Genomic DNA, 20,270 nt, shown 5'->3' with positions numbered 1-20,270 from the left:
ATCAATCCCATGCAAAGACGGCGCTTGCGGTGCTTATGTATATCTTTGTATACAGAATGGACAATGGTGCAGGCATCCCGGAAAGCGCCGAAAATGGCATTTCGGTTGGGCAGAGGGAATGAGCAGCAAATACGACGTGCTGGTGATCGGTGGCGGCAACGCGGCGCTGTGCGCGGCGATCAGCGCGCGGCGTGCGGGCGCTTCCGTGCTGGTGCTGGAGGGGGCGCCAAAGTTCTACCGCGGCGGCAATACGCGCCATACGCGCAACATGCGCTGCGCCCACGACGCCGCGACCGAGATCCTCACCGGTCCCTACACCGAGGAGGAATTCTGGGACGATCTGTTGCGGGTGACCGGCGGGGAGACCGACGAGGAACTCGCCAGGTTCATGATCCACGAGTCCAAGGATATCCTGAACTGGATCGTGGAACAGGGGGTGCGCTGGCAGCCCTCGCTCGGCGGCACGCTCAGCCTTGGCCGCACCAATTCGTTCTTTCTCGGCGGCGGACGTGCGATGCTGAACGCGCTCTATCTCACGGCAGAACGGCTTGGCGTCGACATCCGCTATGATGCCGAAGTCGTCGATATCAAGGTCGAGGACGGCATGTTCCTCTCGGCCGAGTTGAGGCGGCCGATCGACGGCACAAGGGAGGTAAGCGCCTCAACGCTGGTGGCCGCCGCCGGCGGTTTCGAAGCCAACATCGAATGGCTCAGGGAATATTGGGGCGAGGCCGCCGACAACTTCCTGATCCGCGGCACGCCCTATAATCGCGGCTCGATCCTGAAGATGCTGCTGGCCAAGGGCGTGCACCAGGTCGGCGATCCCACGCAGTGCCACGCGGTGGCGATCGACGCCCGCGCGCCGAAATTCGACGGCGGCATCATCACACGCCATGACTCCGTCGTGTTCGGCATCGTCGTCAACAAATACGCCGAGCGCTTCTACGACGAAGGCGAGGACATCTGGCCGAAGCGCTATGCGATCTGGGGCCGGCTGGTCGCCGCACAGCCCGACCAGATCGCCCATATCATTTTCGATTCGACCGTCGTGACCAGCTTCATGCCGACGCTGTTCCCGCCGATCGCGGGCGGTACGATTGCCGAGCTTGCCGGCAAGCTCGAGCTTGATCCGGCGGCGCTGGAAAAGACCATCACCGAGTTCAACGCCGCGGTGCGGCCCGGCACCTTCGATCACACCATCCTCGATGACTGCCGCACCGAAGGTATCGTGCCGCCGAAGACGCATTGGGCGCGCCGGATCGAGACGCCGCCTTATCTCGCCTATCCGGTGCGGCCCGGCATCACCTTCACCTATCTCGGCACGCGCGTGAACAAGCAGGCGCGGATGCTGATGAAGGATGGCAAACCTTCCGCCAACATGTTCGCCGCCGGCGAGATCATGGCCGGCAATGTGCTGGGATGCGGCTATGCCGCCGGCATCGGCATGACCATCGGCAGCGTGTTCGGCCGGATCGCAGGACGGGAAGCGGCAAAGAATGCACGGAACTAGGATATTGCAGGAAGTCGATCGTCTGATGACGGTCTGCAATTCGTGTCGCTATTGCGAGGGGCTGTGCGCGGTCTTCCCCGCGATGGAGATGCGCCGGTCGTTCTCCGACGGCGACCTCAACTATCTCGCCAATCTCTGTCACGCCTGCGGCGCCTGCTATGTCGACTGCCAGTTCTCGCCGCCGCATGAGTTCAACGTCAATGTGCCGAAGACGCTGGCGGTGGCGCGCGCCGAATCCTATGCTGCCTACGCCTGGCCGCGCGCGCTGTCCGGCGTGTTCGCACGCAATGGGCTCGTCATCAGCCTGATTGCCGCCTTCAGCATGGCCGCTTTCATCTTCGGCTTTGCCGCCTTCAACGAGCCGAATGTGCTTTTCGGCATCCATACCGGCCCTGGCGCCTTCTATAAACTGATGCCTCATAACACGATGGCGGCGCTGTTCAGCGCGGCTTTTCTCTATGCGATCCTGGCCCTCGTCATGAGCGTGCGCGCATTCTGGCGCGATATTGGCGAGCCGATCGGTGCGCGCGCCGATGGCGGCTCGATCTTCCAGGCGATTCGTGATGCCGGTGAGCTGCGCTATCTCCATGGCGGCGGGGTCGGCTGCTACAATGAGGACGATCGGCCCACCGATCGGCGTAAGCTCTATCACCATCTCACCTTCTACGGCTTCCTGCTGTGCTTTGCGGCGACGTCGGTTGCCACGCTCTATCACTATCTCCTGGGACGCGAGGCGCCCTATCCGTGGTGGGACGTGCCGGTCGTGCTTGGCTCGCTCGGCGGCATCGGCCTGATCGTCGGGCCGATCGGGCTGCTGCTCGCGAAAGCTCAGCGTGATCCCGCGCTGCTTGATGATACCAGCTATGGCATGGATGTCGGATTCATTGCCATGCTGTTCCTGACGGGTATCACCGGCATGGCGCTCCTCTTGTTGCGCGCGACGCCGGCGATGGGGCCGCTGCTCGCATTGCATCTCGGCGCCGTGTTCGCGCTGTTCATCACCATGCCCTATGGCAAGTTCGTCCACGGCATCTACCGCTTCGCCGCGCTGGTGCGCTATGCACAGGAGCGACGCGCCGGCTTGAATGGTTAGGCGGGTTTCTATCCGGTCGCGCGGGGTAGGCTCCCGTTCGCGGCGATCTCAGCCGACATCTGCTCGATGGTTTTGCGCTGCTCCATGGCAGCTCGCCGGATCAGCGCAAAAGCGGCAGGTTCGGCAACGGAGTGCGTGTGCATCACCTGAAGGACGGCAGCCAATACGACGCGGCGCGAGCGCAGGCGTTCTTCCAGCTTGAGGACTTGTTGCTTCAATTCGTTGGTGCGCTCGGCCCGCTCGAACGCCATCACCAGTGCGGCGTAGATGCCGGCTGAGCGCAGCGGCTTGACCAGAAACGATGCCGGGTCGAGTTCCAGCACCAGCTTCAGCCGGCTTGGAGTCTCCGTGCCGAGCAGGGCGATGACAGGACATTGTCCAAGCAAGGCCCGTTGCGTCGGCGAGGTCAGCGGCAGGAATTCATCGTCGATCAGCGTCACATCCGACCGACACGCGAGAGCGCTTCCTTGCTCCCATGTCAGGACGTCGATTCCCAGACGTTCGAACTGGCGCCTGACGATCGACAGGTCGCGCTCGTCCTTGATGGCGACGAGGGCCTTGCGGCCGCGGAGGGAAAACGAAGACGGTTTGCTCATTTCACAACCCGCAAATGAAGCGCACTCGGCGACGTTCCGTCCCTTGACTTCTCACGCACGGGTCCGGCGGCGATGTCGAGCTGCGTCAAATAGGGATCCGGCTTAACCGGTGCGTCGGACTCCCAGAAGATGTCGAACTGTCCCTGCGCATTCGAGACGGCCAGGCGTGGTGTAAGGACGCAATGGTTATTGGCACCATCGATCCAGACCGGTCCCTGCGGCGAATTGTAGCGATAGCCGGCGGCCGCGCGCCGCACCTCACCAATGTTAGACGTCCCGGCCCGATGCAGCGCGCGCGCCAAGAGATACACCGCGACATAGGCGGATTGTCCATCGACGGAGGGGCTGCTGGCTTCGCCATGACGCGCCTTCCAGCGCTGCACGAAGGCGAGGTTCTCGGGCAGGCGGATGCTCTCGAAATAGGCTGACGACGTGATGCATCCGGCGGATGCGGGTCCGACTATCTTGAGCTCCGGCTCGCAGAGGCTGCAACTCAGCATCGGAATGTCGAGACCGGCCGCCGTGGTAGCGGCATGAAAGGCGCGGATGAAATCGTAGCTCGAACTGCCGACGAGCGTATTGAAGACGACGGGCGGCTTGCGGCGGACGATTTCGTCGACGATGTGCCCGACTGCGCTTTCGCCCAGCTCGAGCAGCCGTTCGGCAAGGATGCTTCCCTGCGCCGCTGTTACCAGTTCGCGGGTGACGCGATTGGTCTCCCAGGTCCAGACATAGTTGGATCCGACGCAGAAGATGTGTCGTGATAAATTGTCGAGCACGTAGCGCACGAGCGGCAGCACATTATGGTTGGGCGACGCGCCGACATAGATGACGTTGTCGGAGCATTCGAACCCTTCGTAACGGGCAGGGTACCAGAGCAGGCGATCGGTTCGCTCGACGATCGGCAGCACTTGCTTGCGCGAGGCCGAGGTGTAGCAGCCGATGATATGCTCGACGCCGGCATTGCGAATGAGGTCATCGCAAACCGTGTGGTATTCCGAAATGACCCCGCGGGGATCGCGGACATGCGCGGTGAGCGAGAAATCAAAGTCAGGGTGATTGTTGATCTCGTCGACCGCCATCAGGGCGCTCTTCAATATCTCGCGCCCCATGGCCTGATAGGGCCCGGACTGTGAACATATGATGCCAACTGGAACCGACGGCTTTGTCATTGATGGCTTTCGACGAGACGGAGCCCTGAGGAAATCATCATCGCCGATATCGGTGCAAGAGGTCTTGCCGATTTACTGCGCATGACGCTCGCGAAATTTGTGCAACCTCCCTCGTTGACAATGCGCTAGTCACGAACCTAGAATTTTTGACTGCCGGGCTTACTGTCGAACCTTAATTTGCTTCGGTCAGGCCGATGACGTCCTGATCCCAGCGGCGACTGCTCCGTTCGATCTTGAGCCCATGCGATAGACCATAGCAGCGGCATTTGAGCCATTCGTCACCTCATTCCGGAGGGGCGGGTGGCTTTTTTCTTTTGCCGTACAAGAAACTGGCGAAACATGCGTGTCGCCAGGCCGATGGCGCATGCGACGATCGGCCGTGACGCGCCTGCGAAGCGACGAGCGAGGAACGAAACGCGATGCCGACGACAGATATTTGCTATCTCGGGTTGGTCGAGGTTGGGCAGCAGATACAGGCAAAGAAGCTGTCGCCCGTCGAAGTGACGAAGGCGACGCTTGAACGGATCGAGCGGCTCGATCCCAAGCTCAAGAGTTACGCCTATGTCATGGCTGATTCCGCGCTTGCGGAAGCGACGGCAGCAGAAAGGGAAATCTCCTCCGGCAAGGTCAAGGGGCCGCTGCACGGCGTGCCGGTTGCGATCAAGGATCTTTGCTGGGTCAAGGGTGCGCCGGCCGCGCATGGAATGACCATCCATCGCGACTTCCGTCCGAGCGAGGATGCCACGGTCGTTGCGCGCCTGAAAGAGGCGGGCGCGATCATCCTCGGCAAGCTGCAGCAGACCGAAGGTGCCTACGCCGATCATCATCCGAAGATCGATCCGCCGAAAAATCCGTGGAATGCCGATTTGTGGTCGGGAGCGTCGTCGAGCGGTTCGGGTTCCGCCACCGCAGCCGGCCTCTGCTTCGGCTCGCTCGGCACCGACACCGGCGGCTCGATCCGCTTTCCATCCGCGGCCAATGGCATCACCGGGCTGAAGCCGACCTGGGGGCGGGTCAGTCGCTATGGCGCGTTCGAACTCGCGGCGACGCTGGATCATATCGGGCCGATGACGCGTAGCGCGGTCGATTGCGGTGCCATGCTCGGCGCGATCGCGGGCGAGGACGCCAAGGACACCACCGCCGTGCCGCTGGCCGTGCCGGACTATATTGCCGGCCTGTCCGGCAGTCTGCGGGGCGTTGCGATCGGTGTCGATCGGCGCTGGACCAGCGAAGGCACCGATGAGGCCGCAAGCAAGGTCCTCAGTGAAGCTTTGCGGGTCGCGGTGGACCTCGGCGCAGAAATCAGCGAGATCGCCTTTCCGGATACCAAGGCCATTGTCGACGACTGGTTTCCGCTTTGCGGCATCGAGGCAGCGGTTGCGCACGAGGCGACCTACCCGTCGCGCAAGGGCGAATACGGTCCCGCGCTTGCGGGGCTGCTCGATCTCGGCCTGCAGCAGTCCGGCACCGACTATCAGAAGATCGTGCTGCGGCGCGAAGCGTTTCGCGGCGCGGTGCGACGGTTGTTTGAGACGGTCGATCTCATCGCTGTGCCGGCCCAAGCCTTTGCCGCACCCACGCTCGCGACGATGGCAACGCTCGGCGAAGACGCTTCCCTGATCGCCGGATTGCTGCGCTTCACCTGTCCGTTCGACATAACCGGAAGCCCGACCATTACGCTTCCGGGCGGTTTCGCCCCGAACGGCGGCCCGGTCGCCTTTCAGTTTGTCGGCCGCCACTTCGATGAAGCGGGTCTTGTCCATGCGGGTGACGCGTTCCAGCGCGTCACCGATTGGCACAAGCCTCATCCCGCTCTCTGATCCAAGGAGCCGTTCGCATGACAGCAGAAGATTGGTTGCAGAGTTCCATCATGTCGAAGCGCGGCCTCGCCAAGGGGGTGCCCGGCACGAAACGTAGTTTGACGATCGAGCAGCAGGGGGGCTTTCACTACGTCTACGGACCCTATGCGAAGCCGACGCTGTCGATCGATCCGGGAGAGGTCGTTGTCGTCGAGACCGAGGACGCGTTCGGCGGCGTGCTTACGAGCGAGAGCGACAGTCCGACGGCGAAACTGAACTTTCCCTACCTCAACCCGCAATGCGGGCCGATCGCGGTGAAGGGCGCCAAGAAGGGCGATTGCCTTGCCGTCTATATCCACGACGTTGAGACTCGCGGCGAGCAGCCGGCCGGAACGACCTGCATCATCCCTGAGTTCGGCGGGCTTGTTGGGACGAGCTCGACAGCGATGCTCAATCCACCGCTGCCTGAGCGCGTCCGCAAGCTGCATGTCGACAGGAGCGGCGTGCGCTGGAACGACAAGATCACGCTGCCCTATGAGCCGTTCATCGGCACGATTGGTGTCTCGCCCGAGATCGAGGCAATCTCCTCGTTGCAGCCGGACTATCATGGCGGCAACATGGACCTGCCCGATGTCGCACCCGGGGCCGTTCTTTATTTGCCCGTGCATGCCGAGGGCGGGCTTCTTTACGTCGGCGACTGCCATGCAACACAGGGCGATGGCGAACTCTCCGGCGTTGCGCTCGAACAGCGTGCGACGGTGACGCTCCAGATCGATCTGATCAAGAACTGGAGCTTTGCCTGGCCGCGTCTGGAGACGCGCGACTTCATCATGACCATCGGCAGCGCACGCCCGCTCGAGGATGCGGCCCGCATCGCCTATCGCGAACTCACGCGATGGATGAGCGCGGACTACGGCTTCGACGAGATCGACGCATACATGCTGCTCAGCCAGGCAGGGCGCATGCGGCTCGGCAACATGGTCGACCCGAAATACACGATGGGTGCATCGATCCTGAAAACCTACCTCAAGGCGTGAATTTCAGCCGCTTTTCAACAAGGGGACATTTCAATGAAATCAGGACATCTGCTCCGGACCGCTCTTCTTGGCGTCGTGCTGGGGACGGCGGCGTTCGGCGCCGCGCAGGCAGCCGAGCCGCCGCTGAAGGTCGGTCTGCTCGAAGACGTCTCCGGCGATCTCGCGTTCATGGGCATGCCCAAACTCCATGGCTCGCAGCTTGCGGTCGAGGAGATCAACAAGAGCGGCGGCATCCTCGGGCGGCAGATCGAACTGATCCATCTCGATCCGCAGGGCGACAATGCCCGCTATCAGGAATTTGCCCGGCGTCTGCTCAGCCGCGACAAGGTCGACGTGCTGATCGGAGGCATTACGTCCGCTTCGCGCGAGGCCGTCCGGCCGATCATCGACCGAACGACCACGCCGTATTTCTACACCAACCAGTACGAAGGCGGCGTCTGCGACGCGAGCATGATCAGCATGGGGGCGGTCCCCGAGCAGCAGTTCTCGACGCTGATCCCCTGGATGGTCGAGAAGTTCGGCAAGAAGGTCTACGTCATCGCCGCCGACTACAATTTCGGACAGATCTCGGCGGAGTGGAACCGCAAGATCATGAAGGACCTCGGCGGCGAGGTGGTCGGCGAGGAATTCATCCCGCTCGGCGTTTCACAGTTCGCGCAGACGATCCAGAATATCCAGAAGGCGAAGCCGGATTGGCTTCTGACGATCAATGTCGGCGCCGCCCAGGACTCGTTCTTCGAGCAGGCCGCCGCGGCAAAGCTCAATTTGCCGATGGGCTCGTCGATCAAGGTCATGCTCGGCTTCGAGCACAAGCGGTTCAAGCCGCCGGCGCTCAACAACATGCATGCGACCGCGAACTGGTTCGAGGAGATCGATACGCCCGAAGCCAACGACTTTAAGAAGCGCTGGCACGCGAAGTTCCCCGATGAACTCTATATCAACGACATGGGCTACAACGCCTATAACGCGCTCTACATGTACAAGGCGCTGGTCGAAAAGGGGAAATCGACCAAGCTCGAGGACATGCGCAAGGTGATCGCAACCGGTGAGGCCTGCATCGATGCACCCGAAGGCAAGGTCTGCATCGACCCGAAGAGCCAGCACACTTCTCACCGCATGCGTCTGATCTCCGTCGGTCCTCAACATGAGGTGCCGTCGTGAAGGACTACGGAACGATCAAGCCGTACTGGCTTGGCGACATCGGATGCGACCTCACCAAGAAGAATGACAAGGACCAGTACACGCCGAGTCATTTGCCCAACAAGTCGTGACGCCACTCATCGGATCATGACTTTGGATTGCGCGGACGCCGCATCGCTGCGGCGTCCATGACGAAGGAGCGGGAGACCGACGATGTCGGCTGAACTATTCTCGGTATTCTACCAATTCGCCGACGTCTTCGCGTTTCTGATCCTCTCGGCGGCAGGACTTGCGATCGTGTTCGGCATGATGGGCGTCATCAATATGGCGCATGGCGAGTTCATCATGTGCGGGGCCTATGTGACGGTCGGACTTGTGAAGCTCGGCGTGCCGCTTGCCATTGCGCAGGGGCTTGCCGCGGTGACGGCTGGATTGATCGGGGTTGCCGTCGAATACCTTATTGTTCGTCGGCTATATAAGAGACCGCTGGATTCCTTGCTCGCCACCTGGGGACTCAGCCTGATCGTCACGCAATCGATGCTGCTGATCGTGGGATCGTCGGTCACGGGGATCGGCACGCCGGAGGGCAGCTTTGCGATCGGCGGCTACACATTCTCGACCTATCGACTCGTGCTGTTCGCGTGTGCGGTCGCTGTGCTGATCGGTCTCTATGTGATCTTCATGAAGACACGATTCGGCGTGATGGCGCGCGCGACGATGCAGAATGCCGCGATGGCAAAGGCGTTGGGTGCGCGCACCGGGCGGATCTACGCAATCAGTTTCGGCATCGGCGCCGGGCTCGCCGGCCTTTGCGGTGCGCTTTACGCGCCGACGATGACGCTGATTCCGACGATGGGTGCTACGTTCGTGGTGGAGAGTTTCGTCACCGTCGTGGTCGGCGGAGCAAATGTCCTGCTTGGTACCGCGCCGGCCGCCGTGTTCCTGGCGATGATTCGAATGGCCCTGAATGCAAGCTATGGGCAGATCATCGGCCAGATCGGCATGTTGTTTGCAGTGATCCTGATCATCCGTGTCTTGCCCGAGGGCCTTTCCAGCGTGCTGGTCCGTCGCGGACGCTAAGCGGGGGTGTGATGTTCAAACTGCTTGATGGTCCGCAGACCTTGGGACGTGGATGGACGTTCTGGTCCTGCTTTCTCGCCGTGCTGGCAGCCGCGTTGATCTATCCGGTCTTCGCGGACTCCTACGATGTCGGCAACTTCTCCTATTTCCTGATCTGGGTTTTCATGGCGCTCGGCCTCTGCCTGATGTGGGGCTATGGCGGCATGCTGTCGTTCGGCCAGACATTCTTCTTCGGCATCTCCGGTTATGCCTATGGCGTATTGGCCATCAACATGGGCGGAGGTTCGACGACGATCGCAGCGCTGATGCTGTCGGTGATCATCGCGATGATCGCGGCAGGAATCCTCGGTTACTTCATGATCTGGGGCGGCATCAGCGGCATCTTCTTCGGCATCGTGACGCTCTCGGCGACGCTGGTGCTGGCGTTCTTCCTTGGACAGACGGCCGGGCCGGAATGGCACATCGGCACTGCGCGGCTGAACGGCTTCAACGGCATGAAGGGCATGGACCCGCTCACAATCGGCGATTTCTACATTGAGGGGTCAGCGCTGTACTACGTCATGGTTGCGCTGATCGTGATCGTCTACATCGCGCTGCGCATGCTGGTGAACTCGCGCATCGGCAACGTGATCGTTGCGACGCGCGAGAACCCGCAGCGCGCCGAGATGCTCGGCTACGACGTCCGCAAGTATCAATTGCTTACATTCGTCATCGGGAGCGGGCTCGCCGGCCTCAGCGGCGCCCTTTATACGTCCTGGGGGCAGTTCATCACCCCGTCGAGCATCGGGTTGCCGGCCGCCGCCATGCCGATCGTGTGGGTCGCATTCTCCGGACGAAGCGATCTGACGGCGACGCTGGTTGGCTCGTTCCTGCTGCTGTTCGGCTTCCAGACCATCACCGTCTATAGCCAGCAGGCTGCGCTCGTGCTGATGGGTACGCTTCTGCTCGCCACCGTGATGCTGGCGCCGCAGGGCTTCGTGCTCGGTGTCGGCAAGCTCGTGGTCGATCGCTGGACCGGGCGCCGGCGGCGTGACGCGAATTCCACTCTGGCGGACACCGGTCGCCTGCAATCGGATGAGGCCTGACATGGCGCTTGTCGATGTGAAGGGCGTGACCAAACGCTTTGGCGGATTGACGGCCGTCTCCGACGTCGATCTGACTATCAATGCCGGGGAGGTTCATTGCCTGATCGGCCCCAACGGCGCCGGCAAGAGCACGCTGTTCAAGCTGATCGTCGGCCTCTATCCGCCGACCGAAGGCAGCATCTTCTTCGACTCCATCGATATCACCGAGGAACGCCCCTTTGCGCGTGTGCAGCGGGGCATGAGCATCAAGATGCAGGCGCCGAGCGTGTTCAAGGAGCTGCCGGTCCGGCAGAATATCCAGATCGCACTGCAGGGGCGCCTCTCGGGCGCGGAGCGCGACGTTGAGGAGGAGCGGCTGCTCACGCTTCTTGATCTTGCGTCGGACAGCGGCAAATTGGCCGGTGCTCTTTCGCACGGCCAGCAGCAGTGGCTCGAAATCGGCATGGCGCTGGCGCTGCAGCCGCAGCTATTATTGCTGGACGAGCCGACCGCCGGCATGTCGCCGGAGGAGACGTTCAAGACCGGGGAGCTCATCAAGTCGTTCAATGCCGAAGGCATGACGATTCTCGTCGTCGAGCACGACATGGCATTTGTGCGCCAGATTGCACAACGTGTGACCGTGCTGCATCTCGGCAAGATCTTCGCGCGAGGCGGTCTCGAGACGATCATTCAGGACGAGAAGGTCGCTGAAATCTACCTTGGTAAGACGCATGCCCACTGATCGGATTCTGGACGTATGGGAACTCTGGGCGGGCTACGGCGCCACGCCGATCCTGCAGGGCGTGAGCATGTCGGTGTCCCGCGGCGACATCGTCGGCGTGATCGGCCGGAACGGCGTCGGCAAGTCGACGCTGATGCGGTGCCTGATCGGGCTTCTGGAGACGTGGCGCGGCACGATCACCTTCTTAGGTGAGGATGTGACCCAGTTGCAGGCCGACGCCCGGGCGCGCGCCGGCTTCGGTTACATCCCGCAGGGACGGGATGTGTTTCCGCAGATGAGCGTCGAGGAAAACCTGCAGGTCGGCGAACTGATCGGCGGACCAGAGGGCAAGAAGCTGCCGGAGCTCGTCTACGAGTATTTTCCACGATTGAAGGAGCGGCGACGGCAGGTTGCGGGGACCATGTCGGGTGGCGAGCAACAGCAACTTGCGATCGGCCGGGCTCTGATCGGAAATCCGACCTTGATGATCCTCGACGAGCCGTCCGAGGGTATCCAGCCGTCGATCGTGCAGCACATTTGCGACGCGCTGAAATCGTTCCGGGCTGAGCTGGGAACGACGATCGTTTTCGTCGAGCAGAACCTGGATACGATCCTGGAGATCGCCGAGCGCTGCTACATCATGGAAAAAGGCAAGATCACGCGATCGCTGGCCGGCGAGGACGTCAACGCAGACAATGTCCGCGCGCAACTGCTGTTATGAGGCTGGCCGCTTTCTTCCAGCAACACGCCTTGTTGTTCATGAACGGGTCGTTTGAAATCAAAATGATCAGGAGGGAGACGAACATGGATTTAGGTCTTAAAGGAGCCAACGTTCTCGTCACGGGCAGCACCAAGGGCATCGGCAGGGCGATCGCCGAGACCTTCGCCGCTGAGGGCGCCAATGTCGGAATTTGCGCGCGCAATCAGGCGGACGTGGACAGCACGGTCGCCGCGCTCAAGGCAAAGGGCGTTGCGGCGTTTGGCGGTTCGGTCGATGTATCCAATGGTGCGGCACTCAAGGCCTGGGTGAGCAACATGGCATCGAAGCTCGGCGGCATTGATGTCGTCGTCGCCAATGTCAGCGCCCTGTCCATAGGGCAGGACGAGGAAAGCTGGGAGAAGGAATTCTCCACCGACATGATGGGAACGGTCCGCCTGGTGAATGCCGCGATGCCATATCTGGAAAAGAGCGGCGCTCCTGCGATCGTGACGATCTCCAGCGTGTCGGGACGCGAGGTCGATTTTGCGAGCGGCCCCTACGGCACTTTCAAGGCGGCGATCATCCACTATACGCAGGGCTTGGCCTACCAACTTGCCGGGAAGGGCATACGGGCCAATTCTGTGTCTCCGGGCAACACCTATTTCGAGGGCGGTGTCTGGAACATGATCAAGGACAGCAATCCCGAACTGTACAAGAGTGCGCTGGCGCTCAATCCGACAGGACGGATGGGCACGCCGCAGGAGATGGCGAATGCCGCCGTGTTCCTTGCGAGTCGGGCCGCCAGCTTCATCACGGGAACGAACCTTGTCGTGGACGGTGCCTTGACACGAGGTGTCCAGTTCTAGGCGGAGTTTGAACGCGACATCCTTGCGCTCGATGACGAAGCATATAGCGCCGGCGCGAGCGCATTCCCGATGACAACAGGAACTCGACATGTCTGCGGATCAACTGCACTACAAGTCCATATCTGAACTGTCCGAACTGTTTCGCCGCAAGGAGCTGTTGCCTTCAGAGGTTACTGAAGCAACGTTGAACCGTATCGACAAGCTCGATGGAGGCTTGCACGGATATGCCGTCGTCCTCGCGGAGCGAGCCATGGCGCAGGCAAGGAAGCATGACAGCGAGATCGCCAAGGGCATTTGGCGCGGCCCGCTTCATGGCGTTCCGATCGGTCTGAAGGACCTGTGCTACACGACATTTGCGCCGACGGCGGGAGGCACCAAGGTTCATGCGACGTTCGTGCCGTCCTTCAATGCGACGATCGTTGATCGGCTCGAGCGCGCCGGCGCGGTCACGCTCGGAAAGCTCAAGATGACGGAAGGCGCCTATACGAGCCATCATCCTGATGATCAGGCCCCGCTCAATCCCTGGAATGCGGACTATTGGGTCGGCTCCTCATCGACCGGATCGGGCGTCGCCACCTCCGCCGGTCTCTGCTACGGATCGATCGGAAGCGACACCGGCGGTTCGATCAGATTTCCTTCGGCGACCTGCGGATTAACGGGGATCAAGCCGACATGGGGCCGGGTGAGCCGATACGGGATTTTCCCATTGGCGGACTCGCTCGATCATATCGGACCGATGTGCCGAAGTGCTGCGGACGCCGCAGCGATGCTGGGCGTCATCGCAGGCGCTGATGTCAACGACCCGACGGCTCTGCAGGCTCCCGTTCCGAATTATCTGGCCCGAATCGGCGATGGCGTACGCGGCCTCAGGATTGGTGTGGATCGCAAATACACGCAGGATGGAATCGACCCGCAGGTCGTGGCGGCCTTGCTGGAGGCCGAGCGCACGCTGGTGGAGCTCGGTGCCGAAATCCGTGAGGTTCGATTTCCCTCCTACGAGAAACTCGTCAGCCTGTGGATCCCGATGTGCTCGGTCGAGACGGCGGAAGCGCACCTGGAGACCTATCCATCACGCAGATCGGAATACGGTCCGGACCTTGCGCAGTTGATCGAGCAGGGCAGGTCGGTCAGCGGTGTCGAAATCGCCGCCATTCATCATGAGCGCCTCAAGTTCTGCGGCAGCCTGGCAGCATTGCTCGGGGATATCGATCTTTTGCTCATCCCGACGATGCCGGTGCCGATTCCGAGCCTTGCGAAGATGAGTGAATACGGCGCCGATCCGAACGTGCTCTTGAGCATCCTGCGCTTCACCGCGGTGTTCGACTTCAGCGGGAGTCCGACGATCACGCTCCCCATGGGTATGGCGTCGGATCGGATGCCGCTCAGCATGCAACTGGTCGGCCCGCATCTTTCTGAGGATGTGCTTGCTCGCGCAGCCCATGCGTTCCAGTCGACGACTGACTGGCATACCCTGCGGCCGCCGATTGGATGACCGTTCGGAGACCGGCTACTGGGTCAAGAAAAGCAACGCGGCGATTGCGGCCGACAGTGCAATCGCTGAGACCGTTGCGGTGGTCGACAGGACGCCCATGGCTCGCAGCGCGCCGGCGAAGATCATGATCAGAGGCGTCGCGGTGATAAGGCCGACCTGCGCGTCGCTCATGGTTCCAACTCCGATCTCGTCTCTTTGTTTGGGCATGATCTTTTCGGAAAACCGGTTTCCACTTTTCCGCATCGTGCTCTAGCAACTCGATGCCGCCCGCCTTGTGCGACCGTGCTGACCGGACCCTATGCGGCGGGCTGCACCCGTCTTTGTCCGGCAACAAAGATCGGGGCTGTCATCCCCGATAGCGATCCGATGCACGACCCGCCTGGAGGATCCATGTCGGCTCAAGATTGCGAAGTGCAGGAAAGCGGCCTGCTGGCTGAACTCCCCGGCGACCCCATGATCTGGGTGCTGATCTTCAGCGAGCTTGCGGTCTTCGGCCTGCTGCTCGGCGCATTCGCCGTCGCCCGCGCCGTCAATCCTGCCATCTTCGCCTCCGGCCAGGCCGTCCTTGATCCGGGCCTCGCGGCGCTCAACACCTTGGTTCTGGTGACCAGCGGGTGGGCCGCCGCACGTGGAGCGGCAGCTGCTCGCGCATGTGCAGCGGCGGAGTGCCGTCGCTGGCTGGGGCTTGCGATCGTGCTCGGAGGCGCATTCGTTGCGATCAAGCTGCTCGAATATGCAGGCGAGATCGCGACCGGTGCGGGCCTGGAGACCAGCACGTTTTTCACGCTGTACTTCCTGCTGACCGGTTTCCACCTGCTGCACGTCGTGCTCGGCATGGTGATCCTGGCAGTGGTTCAGCGCGGTGCGGAAGGGGGCGCGGTCGAGACCGGAACGTCGTTCTGGCACATGGTCGACCTGGTCTGGATCCTGATGTTTCCGATCATCTATCTGGTGCGCTGAAATGATGGCCCGTCATCCGCTCGAAACGACCCTGATCCTCCTGATTGGCCTCGCGATCGCGACGCTGATCGCTTCCCGAAGCGTGCCGATTGCATGGCTCGGCAATATCGTCGTGCTCGGGCTCACGGCCCTGAAGGGGCGATGGATCCTGCTCGACTTCCTCGGACTTCGCTCCGTGCCCGCGATCTGGCGCGGACTGATCACCGCTTGGGTGCTCGCCGTCGCATCGTTCGCCTGGGCGGCCTCCGTCGCCAGATTGCTGATCTGAGGCGTCGAATGTGGCGCTGGTTGCTCCAGCACAAAGAACCGACGGGACTGCTGCGTAGATTGGCCGGGCGCTCGCACCATCAACAAGAACGGGAAAGGATAGGTGATGGCTGAACGCCTCACGAAAACGGCTGCCCGGAACGTCTTCTACGGGGGATCCGCCTTCTTCTTTGCGATCTTTCTCGGCCTGACGGCCCACAGCCACTACTACATGGTGAACACCTCGACCAACGCCTCGACGCTGACGGATTCGGTCGCGCGCGGCAAACATGTCTGGGAGAAGAACTCTTGCATCAACTGCCACACGCTGCTCGGCGAGGGCGCCTATTTCGCGCCTGAGGTCGGCAACGTGTGGGATCGCTGGGGCGGCAAGGAAGATCCGGCCGCGGCAAGGGACATCCTGAAGTCGTGGATGCAGTCGCAGCCATCAGGCGCGCCCGGCCGGCGGCAGATGCCGCAATTCAACCTGACCGACCAGGAACTCAACGATCTCGCCGACTTCCTGCAATGGACCAGCACCATCAAGCGCCAGGACTGGCCGCCCAACAAGGCCGGATGAGCACCGCGTCCCGACAGCCCTTCAACAAGAGAGCTTTTCGATGAAGTACCAGACCCAGAAAGTCGCGATGCTGTATTTCTACGGCGCGCTGACGCTTTTCCTTGCCCAGGTCATCTTCGGCCTGCTTGCAGGCACGATCTACGTCCTGCCGAACACGCTTTCGGTCCTCCTGCCCTTCAATATCGTCAGGATGATACACACCAACGCCTTGATCGGTGTGGTCGCTGATCGGGTTCATGGGCGCGACCTACTACCTGCTGCCGGAGGAGACCGAGACCGAGCTCTTCAGTCCGCTGCTCGCCAAGATCCAGTTCTGGATGTTCTTCGGCGCCGCGGGCGCCGCGGTCGTCGGCTATCTCTTCCACTACCATGAGGGGCGTGAATTCCTCGAGCAGCCCTTCATCATCAAGGTCGGCATCGTCGTCGTCTGCCTGATGTTCCTGTTCAACGTGACGATGACGGCGTTGAAGGGGCGCAAGACCACGGTGACGAACATCCTGTTGTTCGGCCTGTGGGGCGTTGCGATCTTCTTCCTGTTCGCGTTCTACAATCCGGCGAATCTCGCGGTCGACAAGATGTACTGGTGGTACATCGTGCACCTGTGGGTCGAGGGCGTCTGGGAGCTGATCATGGCCTCCGTGCTCGCCTTCCTGATGATCAAGCTCAACGGCATCGACCGCGAGGTGGTCGAGAAGTGGCTCTACGTCATCATCGGCCTGGCGCTGTTCTCGGGCATCCTCGGCACCGGCCACCACTTCTACTGGATCGGCGCGCCGGGATACTGGCAGTGGATCGGCTCGCTGTTCTCGACGCTGGAGGTCGCGCCCTTCTTCACCATGGTGATCTTCACCGTGCAGATGACCTGGAAGGCCGGACGCAAGCATCCGAACCGTGCCGCGCTGTTGTGGTCCGTCGGTTGCTCCGTGATGGCGTTCCTCGGCGCAGGCGTGTGGGGATTCCTGCACACCCTGTCCTCGGTGAACTATTACACGCACGGCACCCAGGTGACCGCCGCACACGGGCATCTCGCGTTCTTCGGCGCCTATGTGATGCTGAACCTCGCGGTGATGGCCTACGCGATCCCGGAGATCCGCGGCCGCGCGCCCTACAACCAGTGGCTCAGCATGGCAAGCTTCTGGATCATGTGCACGGCGATGCTGACGATGACCTTCGCGCTGACCTTCGCCGGCATCGTCCAGGTCCATCTGCAGCGCGTCCTCGGCCAAGGCTACATGGAAGTGCAGGACCAGCTCGCAATGTTCTACTGGGTCCGTCTCGGCTCCGGTGTGTTCGTCGCGATCTCCACGCTGATGTTCGTCTGGGCCGTGCTGGTGCCCGGACGTGAGAAGCGGTCCTTCGCCGGCGGAGCGCTGCAGCTGGCCGAGTAGAGCAACGCGGCGGCCGCGCGCGTCGCGGCCGCCATTCCCTCGATGTCCCGGAGAACCATCATGAAATCCGTCTTTCAGGCTGTGGCAGGCCCCGCTTCGGAGATTCCGGCTTATGTGCCAAGCGGAAACGAGTGCGCTCTGTTCGAGCACGCGTGGCGTCACCGCCTGCCGGTGCTGCTGAAAGGCCCGACCGGCTGCGGCAAGACCCGCTTCGTGGCCCACATGGCCGCACGCCTCGGCATCCCCTTGCATACCGTCGCCTGCCACGATGACCTCACCGCGGCCGATCTCACCGGCCGCTACCTGCTCAAGGGCGGCGACACGGTCTGGACGGACGGTCCCCTGACCCGGGCGGTGCGCGAAGGCGGCATCTGTTATCTCGACGAAGTGGTGGAAGCCCGCAAGGACGTGACGGTGGTGCTGCATCCATTGACGGACGACCGCCGGATCCTTCCGCTGGAGCGCACCGGCGAGGAGCTTGTCGCGCCGCCAGGCTTCATGCTGGTCGTCTCCTACAATCCCGGCTACCAGAGTCTGCTGAAGGCATTGAAGCCGTCGACACGGCAACGCTTCGTTGCCATCGAGTTCGACTTTCTGCCGCCGGAGCAGGAAATCGCCGTCGTATCGGCGGAAAGCGGGCTTCCGCCGGATCGCGTGCGGCCGCTGGTGCAGCTCGCCGGACGTCTGCGCGCGCTCAAGGGACATGACCTGGAGGAGGGTGTCTCGACGCGCCTCATCGTCTACTCCGCCGCCCTCGTCGCGGCCGGTCTTTCCGTCACCGAGGCCGTCCTCGCCGGCATGATTGAGCCGTTGACTGATGATAGCGACGTCAAGGCCGCGCTGGTGGAGGTCGCACGGGCCGTCATTGGATAGGTGAGCGTCGATGCTGGATTTTCTCGAGCTGGAGGAGACCGTCGGCCGTGCGTGGCATCGCCTGGTCGGCGCGACCGCGTCCTATCCGGTTCACGCCGATCACGCGGTCGCACTCTCCGAGATGCAGGGACAGATCGCCGTCATGTTCCGCGCGCTCGGCGGCGAGGCGGGCGTCGCGCTCGCCGGCGCGGGCGCCCGCAAATCCGGGCACCGGCTCGCCTGGAGGCAGCGAATTGGCCTCGGTGACGAATCCATCCCGGACGGGACGCGGCGACCGTGTTTCTGCCCGAGCGCATCGCTCTGTTTCCGGATCGCGACCTGAACGCGGCACTGTATCGTTGGCTCGCTGCCTGGTTTGCCACCGTGCCGCTGGCGCCGATAGACGAGACCGATCCGCTGCGGCGCGATCTCCTCATCCTACGTCGCGCCCGTGCCACGGCCGCCATGATCGCCGCCCGTTTTCCGGGACTGGCCGGCTCCTACACAAGACTTGCGGCGGCGGTGGCATCCGGTCGGCCGCAGCGGCCATTGCCTCGCGTGGAGCGCGAGGTCGAACAGATCGTGCTCGCGCTGCTGGGCGCCGCGGCGCCGCCACGAGGGGATCTGTGGTTTTCGCTGATCGGCGAGAACGCGCTGCCGGAACGGGCGCCGCCCGGATATCGTCCGGTGCTGCCATGCCCGTTGTGGGGCGATTGCTGGACCCGCGACCTCGCCCAGATATCTCAGGATCAGGATGATGTCTCGCACGACGCCCAGGCGGACGCGCCGGACTCGCGAAAGCGCTTTGCGACACGCGAGCGGGAGAACGGAGCTGACAGGAGAGATCCGTTCATCCTCAACCGGTTCGAGAAGATCCTGGCGATGGCGGAGATGGTGAACGTTGATCGTCCCTCCGACAACACCGAGGACGAGAACGCGCGCAAGGCGGCCGACGATCTGGAAGAACTGTCGATCGGGCGGCGCAGCGGAAAACCTGCGACGAAGCTGAAGTTCGATCTCGACCTGCCGCCGGAAGCGGTCGACCCCTCGCGGCTCGACGGCGAGCGGCTGTACCCGGAATGGAATTATCGCGGCCGCATCTATCTGCAGGACCACTGCCGCGTGTTGACGGCGCATGCGAGCCAGACCGGCGAAAGCTGGGCGGCAGACCAGGCCACGCGCCGCCGCATCCGCCAGGTGCGGCGCCAGTTCGAGGCGCTGCGGCCTCGCCACGAGCTCGCGCGGGCACAGCCCGACGGGCACGATCTCGACATCGACGCGCTGGTCCGTGCGCGTTGCGATCTCCGCGCCGGCAGCGGCACGCTCGATCGCGTTCACCTCGCGATGCGGCCGCAAGGTCACGATCTGGCGGTGACGCTGCTCGTCGACGTGTCGCTCTCGACCGACGCCTGGGTCGATGGGTACCGCGTCCTGGACGTGGAGAAGGAAGCGTTGCTTGTCCTGGCTCACGGACTGTCGGCCTGCGGCGATCACCACAGCATCCTGACCTTCACCTCGCGCCGTCGCTCCTGGGTGCGGCTCGAGACCGCCAAAGCGTTCGGAGAGCCGATGAGTGCGCAGGTCGAGCGGCGCATCGGGGCACTCAAGCCCGGATACTACACTCGCATCGGCGCGGCGGTGCGCCACGCCGCGTTGGAACTTGCGGCGCAGCCGCAGCGAAAGAAATTGCTGATCGTTCTCACCGACGGCAAGCCGAACGACGTCGACCATTATGAGGGGCGTTTCGCCATCGAAGACACCCGCAAGGCCGTCCAGGAGGCGCGCCAGCTCGGCGCCGCAGTCTTCGGCGTCACGATCGATGCGACCGCCCAGAGCTATTTTCCGACGCTGTTCGGGCGCAGCGGCTATGCGATCGTCGGCAACATCCGACGCCTGCCAGCCGCCTTGCCGGCGCTCTACCGGCAGCTGACGCAATAACCGGAGCGTGATGATTTGTTCGAATCGGCGTGACCC

17 protein-coding genes and 3 pseudogenes are annotated in these 20,270 nt (G+C 62.5%); 17 read left to right on the top strand and 3 right to left on the bottom strand.

Translation table 11 applies throughout. The annotated features are described in order from the left end of the window. The first annotated feature begins 118 nt into the window (after window positions 1-118). Window positions 119-1,510, top strand: coding sequence for an FAD-dependent tricarballylate dehydrogenase TcuA (tcuA, locus tag ACZXDY_RS09975; protein ID WP_464345365.1), 1,392 nt, complete (start codon window positions 119-121; stop codon window positions 1,508-1,510). Continuing rightward, the gene (gene tcuB / locus ACZXDY_RS09970) at window positions 1,497-2,603 is read left to right on the top strand and encodes a tricarballylate utilization 4Fe-4S protein TcuB (protein WP_464345364.1); all 1,107 of its coding nucleotides are present in this window, start codon (window positions 1,497-1,499) and stop codon (window positions 2,601-2,603) included. The genes tcuA and tcuB overlap by 14 nt, the downstream gene beginning before the upstream one ends. Window positions 2,604-2,611: 8 nt before the next feature. On the opposite strand, the gene ACZXDY_RS09965 is transcribed toward tcuB, so the two are convergent. Together ACZXDY_RS09965 and ACZXDY_RS09960 are read right to left on the bottom strand one after the other, a co-directional pair. Then, on the bottom strand, window positions 2,612-3,199 hold the full coding sequence (locus ACZXDY_RS09965) for an ANTAR domain-containing response regulator (protein WP_464345363.1): 588 nt from the start codon (window positions 3,197-3,199) through the stop codon (window positions 2,612-2,614). After that, window positions 3,196-4,371 carry a transporter substrate-binding domain-containing protein gene (locus tag ACZXDY_RS09960; RefSeq protein ID WP_464345362.1) on the bottom strand — a complete coding sequence of 392 codons (1,176 nt, stop codon included), beginning with the start codon at window positions 4,369-4,371 and terminating at the stop codon, window positions 3,196-3,198. The genes ACZXDY_RS09965 and ACZXDY_RS09960 overlap by 4 nt, the downstream gene beginning before the upstream one ends. 419 nt (window positions 4,372-4,790) lie before the next feature. On the opposite strand from ACZXDY_RS09960, the gene ACZXDY_RS09955 reads away from it, so the two are divergent. From ACZXDY_RS09955 to ACZXDY_RS09915, 9 genes and pseudogenes are all read left to right on the top strand, one after another. Continuing rightward, a complete protein-coding gene (locus tag ACZXDY_RS09955; protein WP_464345361.1) occupies window positions 4,791-6,191 on the top strand; it encodes an amidase in 1,401 nt (466 codons plus the stop codon). A gap of 17 nt (window positions 6,192-6,208) precedes the next feature. After that, the gene (locus ACZXDY_RS09950; RefSeq protein WP_464345360.1) at window positions 6,209-7,207 is read left to right on the top strand and encodes an acetamidase/formamidase family protein; all 999 of its coding nucleotides are present in this window, start codon (window positions 6,209-6,211) and stop codon (window positions 7,205-7,207) included. A 33-nt stretch (window positions 7,208-7,240) separates the two neighbouring features. Beyond that, window positions 7,241-8,478: pseudogene (locus ACZXDY_RS09945) on the top strand (urea ABC transporter substrate-binding protein). An 82-nt stretch (window positions 8,479-8,560) separates the two neighbouring features. Next, window positions 8,561-9,427 carry an ABC transporter permease subunit gene (locus ACZXDY_RS09940; protein WP_028162223.1) on the top strand — a complete coding sequence of 289 codons (867 nt, stop codon included), beginning with the start codon at window positions 8,561-8,563 and terminating at the stop codon, window positions 9,425-9,427. Window positions 9,428-9,438: 11 nt separating this feature from the next. After that, window positions 9,439-10,512 carry a branched-chain amino acid ABC transporter permease gene (locus ACZXDY_RS09935; protein ID WP_035689263.1) on the top strand — a complete coding sequence of 358 codons (1,074 nt, stop codon included), beginning with the start codon at window positions 9,439-9,441 and terminating at the stop codon, window positions 10,510-10,512. Between the two features lies 1 nt (window position 10,513). Continuing rightward, complete coding sequence (locus ACZXDY_RS09930; RefSeq protein WP_464345359.1) at window positions 10,514-11,233, top strand: ATP-binding cassette domain-containing protein; 720 nt, start codon at window positions 10,514-10,516, stop codon at window positions 11,231-11,233. Then, complete coding sequence (locus tag ACZXDY_RS09925) at window positions 11,223-11,933, top strand: ABC transporter ATP-binding protein (protein WP_464345358.1); 711 nt, start codon at window positions 11,223-11,225, stop codon at window positions 11,931-11,933. Before ACZXDY_RS09930 ends, ACZXDY_RS09925 begins: the two co-directional genes overlap by 11 nt. A gap of 83 nt (window positions 11,934-12,016) precedes the next feature. Continuing rightward, window positions 12,017-12,778: an SDR family NAD(P)-dependent oxidoreductase gene (locus ACZXDY_RS09920; RefSeq protein ID WP_028162226.1), complete on the top strand. Its 762-nt coding sequence runs from the start codon at window positions 12,017-12,019 to the stop codon at window positions 12,776-12,778. Between the two features lie 88 nt (window positions 12,779-12,866). Beyond that, the gene (locus ACZXDY_RS09915) at window positions 12,867-14,270 is read left to right on the top strand and encodes an amidase (RefSeq protein ID WP_464345357.1); all 1,404 of its coding nucleotides are present in this window, start codon (window positions 12,867-12,869) and stop codon (window positions 14,268-14,270) included. A 15-nt stretch (window positions 14,271-14,285) separates the two neighbouring features. On the opposite strand, the gene ACZXDY_RS09910 is transcribed toward ACZXDY_RS09915, so the two are convergent. Then, window positions 14,286-14,441: a hypothetical protein gene (locus ACZXDY_RS09910; protein WP_464345356.1), complete on the bottom strand. Its 156-nt coding sequence runs from the start codon at window positions 14,439-14,441 to the stop codon at window positions 14,286-14,288. A 219-nt stretch (window positions 14,442-14,660) separates the two neighbouring features. Between ACZXDY_RS09910 and ACZXDY_RS09905 the strand changes: the two genes are divergently transcribed. The 6 genes and pseudogenes from ACZXDY_RS09905 to ACZXDY_RS09880 all read left to right on the top strand — a co-directional run bounded on the left by ACZXDY_RS09905 (window position 14,661) and on the right by ACZXDY_RS09880 (window position 20,234). Next, complete coding sequence (locus ACZXDY_RS09905; RefSeq protein WP_464345397.1) at window positions 14,661-15,230, top strand: cytochrome c oxidase subunit 3 family protein; 570 nt, start codon at window positions 14,661-14,663, stop codon at window positions 15,228-15,230. A 1-nt stretch (window position 15,231) separates the two neighbouring features. Continuing rightward, window positions 15,232-15,498, top strand: a complete 267-nt coding sequence (locus ACZXDY_RS09900) for a cytochrome C oxidase subunit IV family protein (RefSeq protein WP_464345355.1) — start codon at window positions 15,232-15,234, stop codon at window positions 15,496-15,498. 105 nt (window positions 15,499-15,603) lie between these two features. Continuing rightward, window positions 15,604-16,056: a c-type cytochrome gene (locus tag ACZXDY_RS09895; RefSeq protein ID WP_028162230.1), complete on the top strand. Its 453-nt coding sequence runs from the start codon at window positions 15,604-15,606 to the stop codon at window positions 16,054-16,056. Window positions 16,057-16,096: 40 nt separating this feature from the next. Next, window positions 16,097-17,444, top strand: a pseudogene (locus tag ACZXDY_RS09890) (cbb3-type cytochrome c oxidase subunit I). 60 nt (window positions 17,445-17,504) lie between these two features. Next, window positions 17,505-18,317: an AAA family ATPase gene (locus ACZXDY_RS09885; protein WP_464345354.1), complete on the top strand. Its 813-nt coding sequence runs from the start codon at window positions 17,505-17,507 to the stop codon at window positions 18,315-18,317. 10 nt (window positions 18,318-18,327) lie between these two features. After that, a pseudogene (locus tag ACZXDY_RS09880) lies at window positions 18,328-20,234 on the top strand (nitric oxide reductase activation protein NorD). Window positions 20,235-20,270 lie beyond the last annotated feature (36 nt).

The organism is Bradyrhizobium sp. LeoB3, assembly GCF_055456055.1.
Note: the sequence above shows the minus strand (reverse complement) of the source record. Positions and strands in the feature narration are given on the sequence as shown.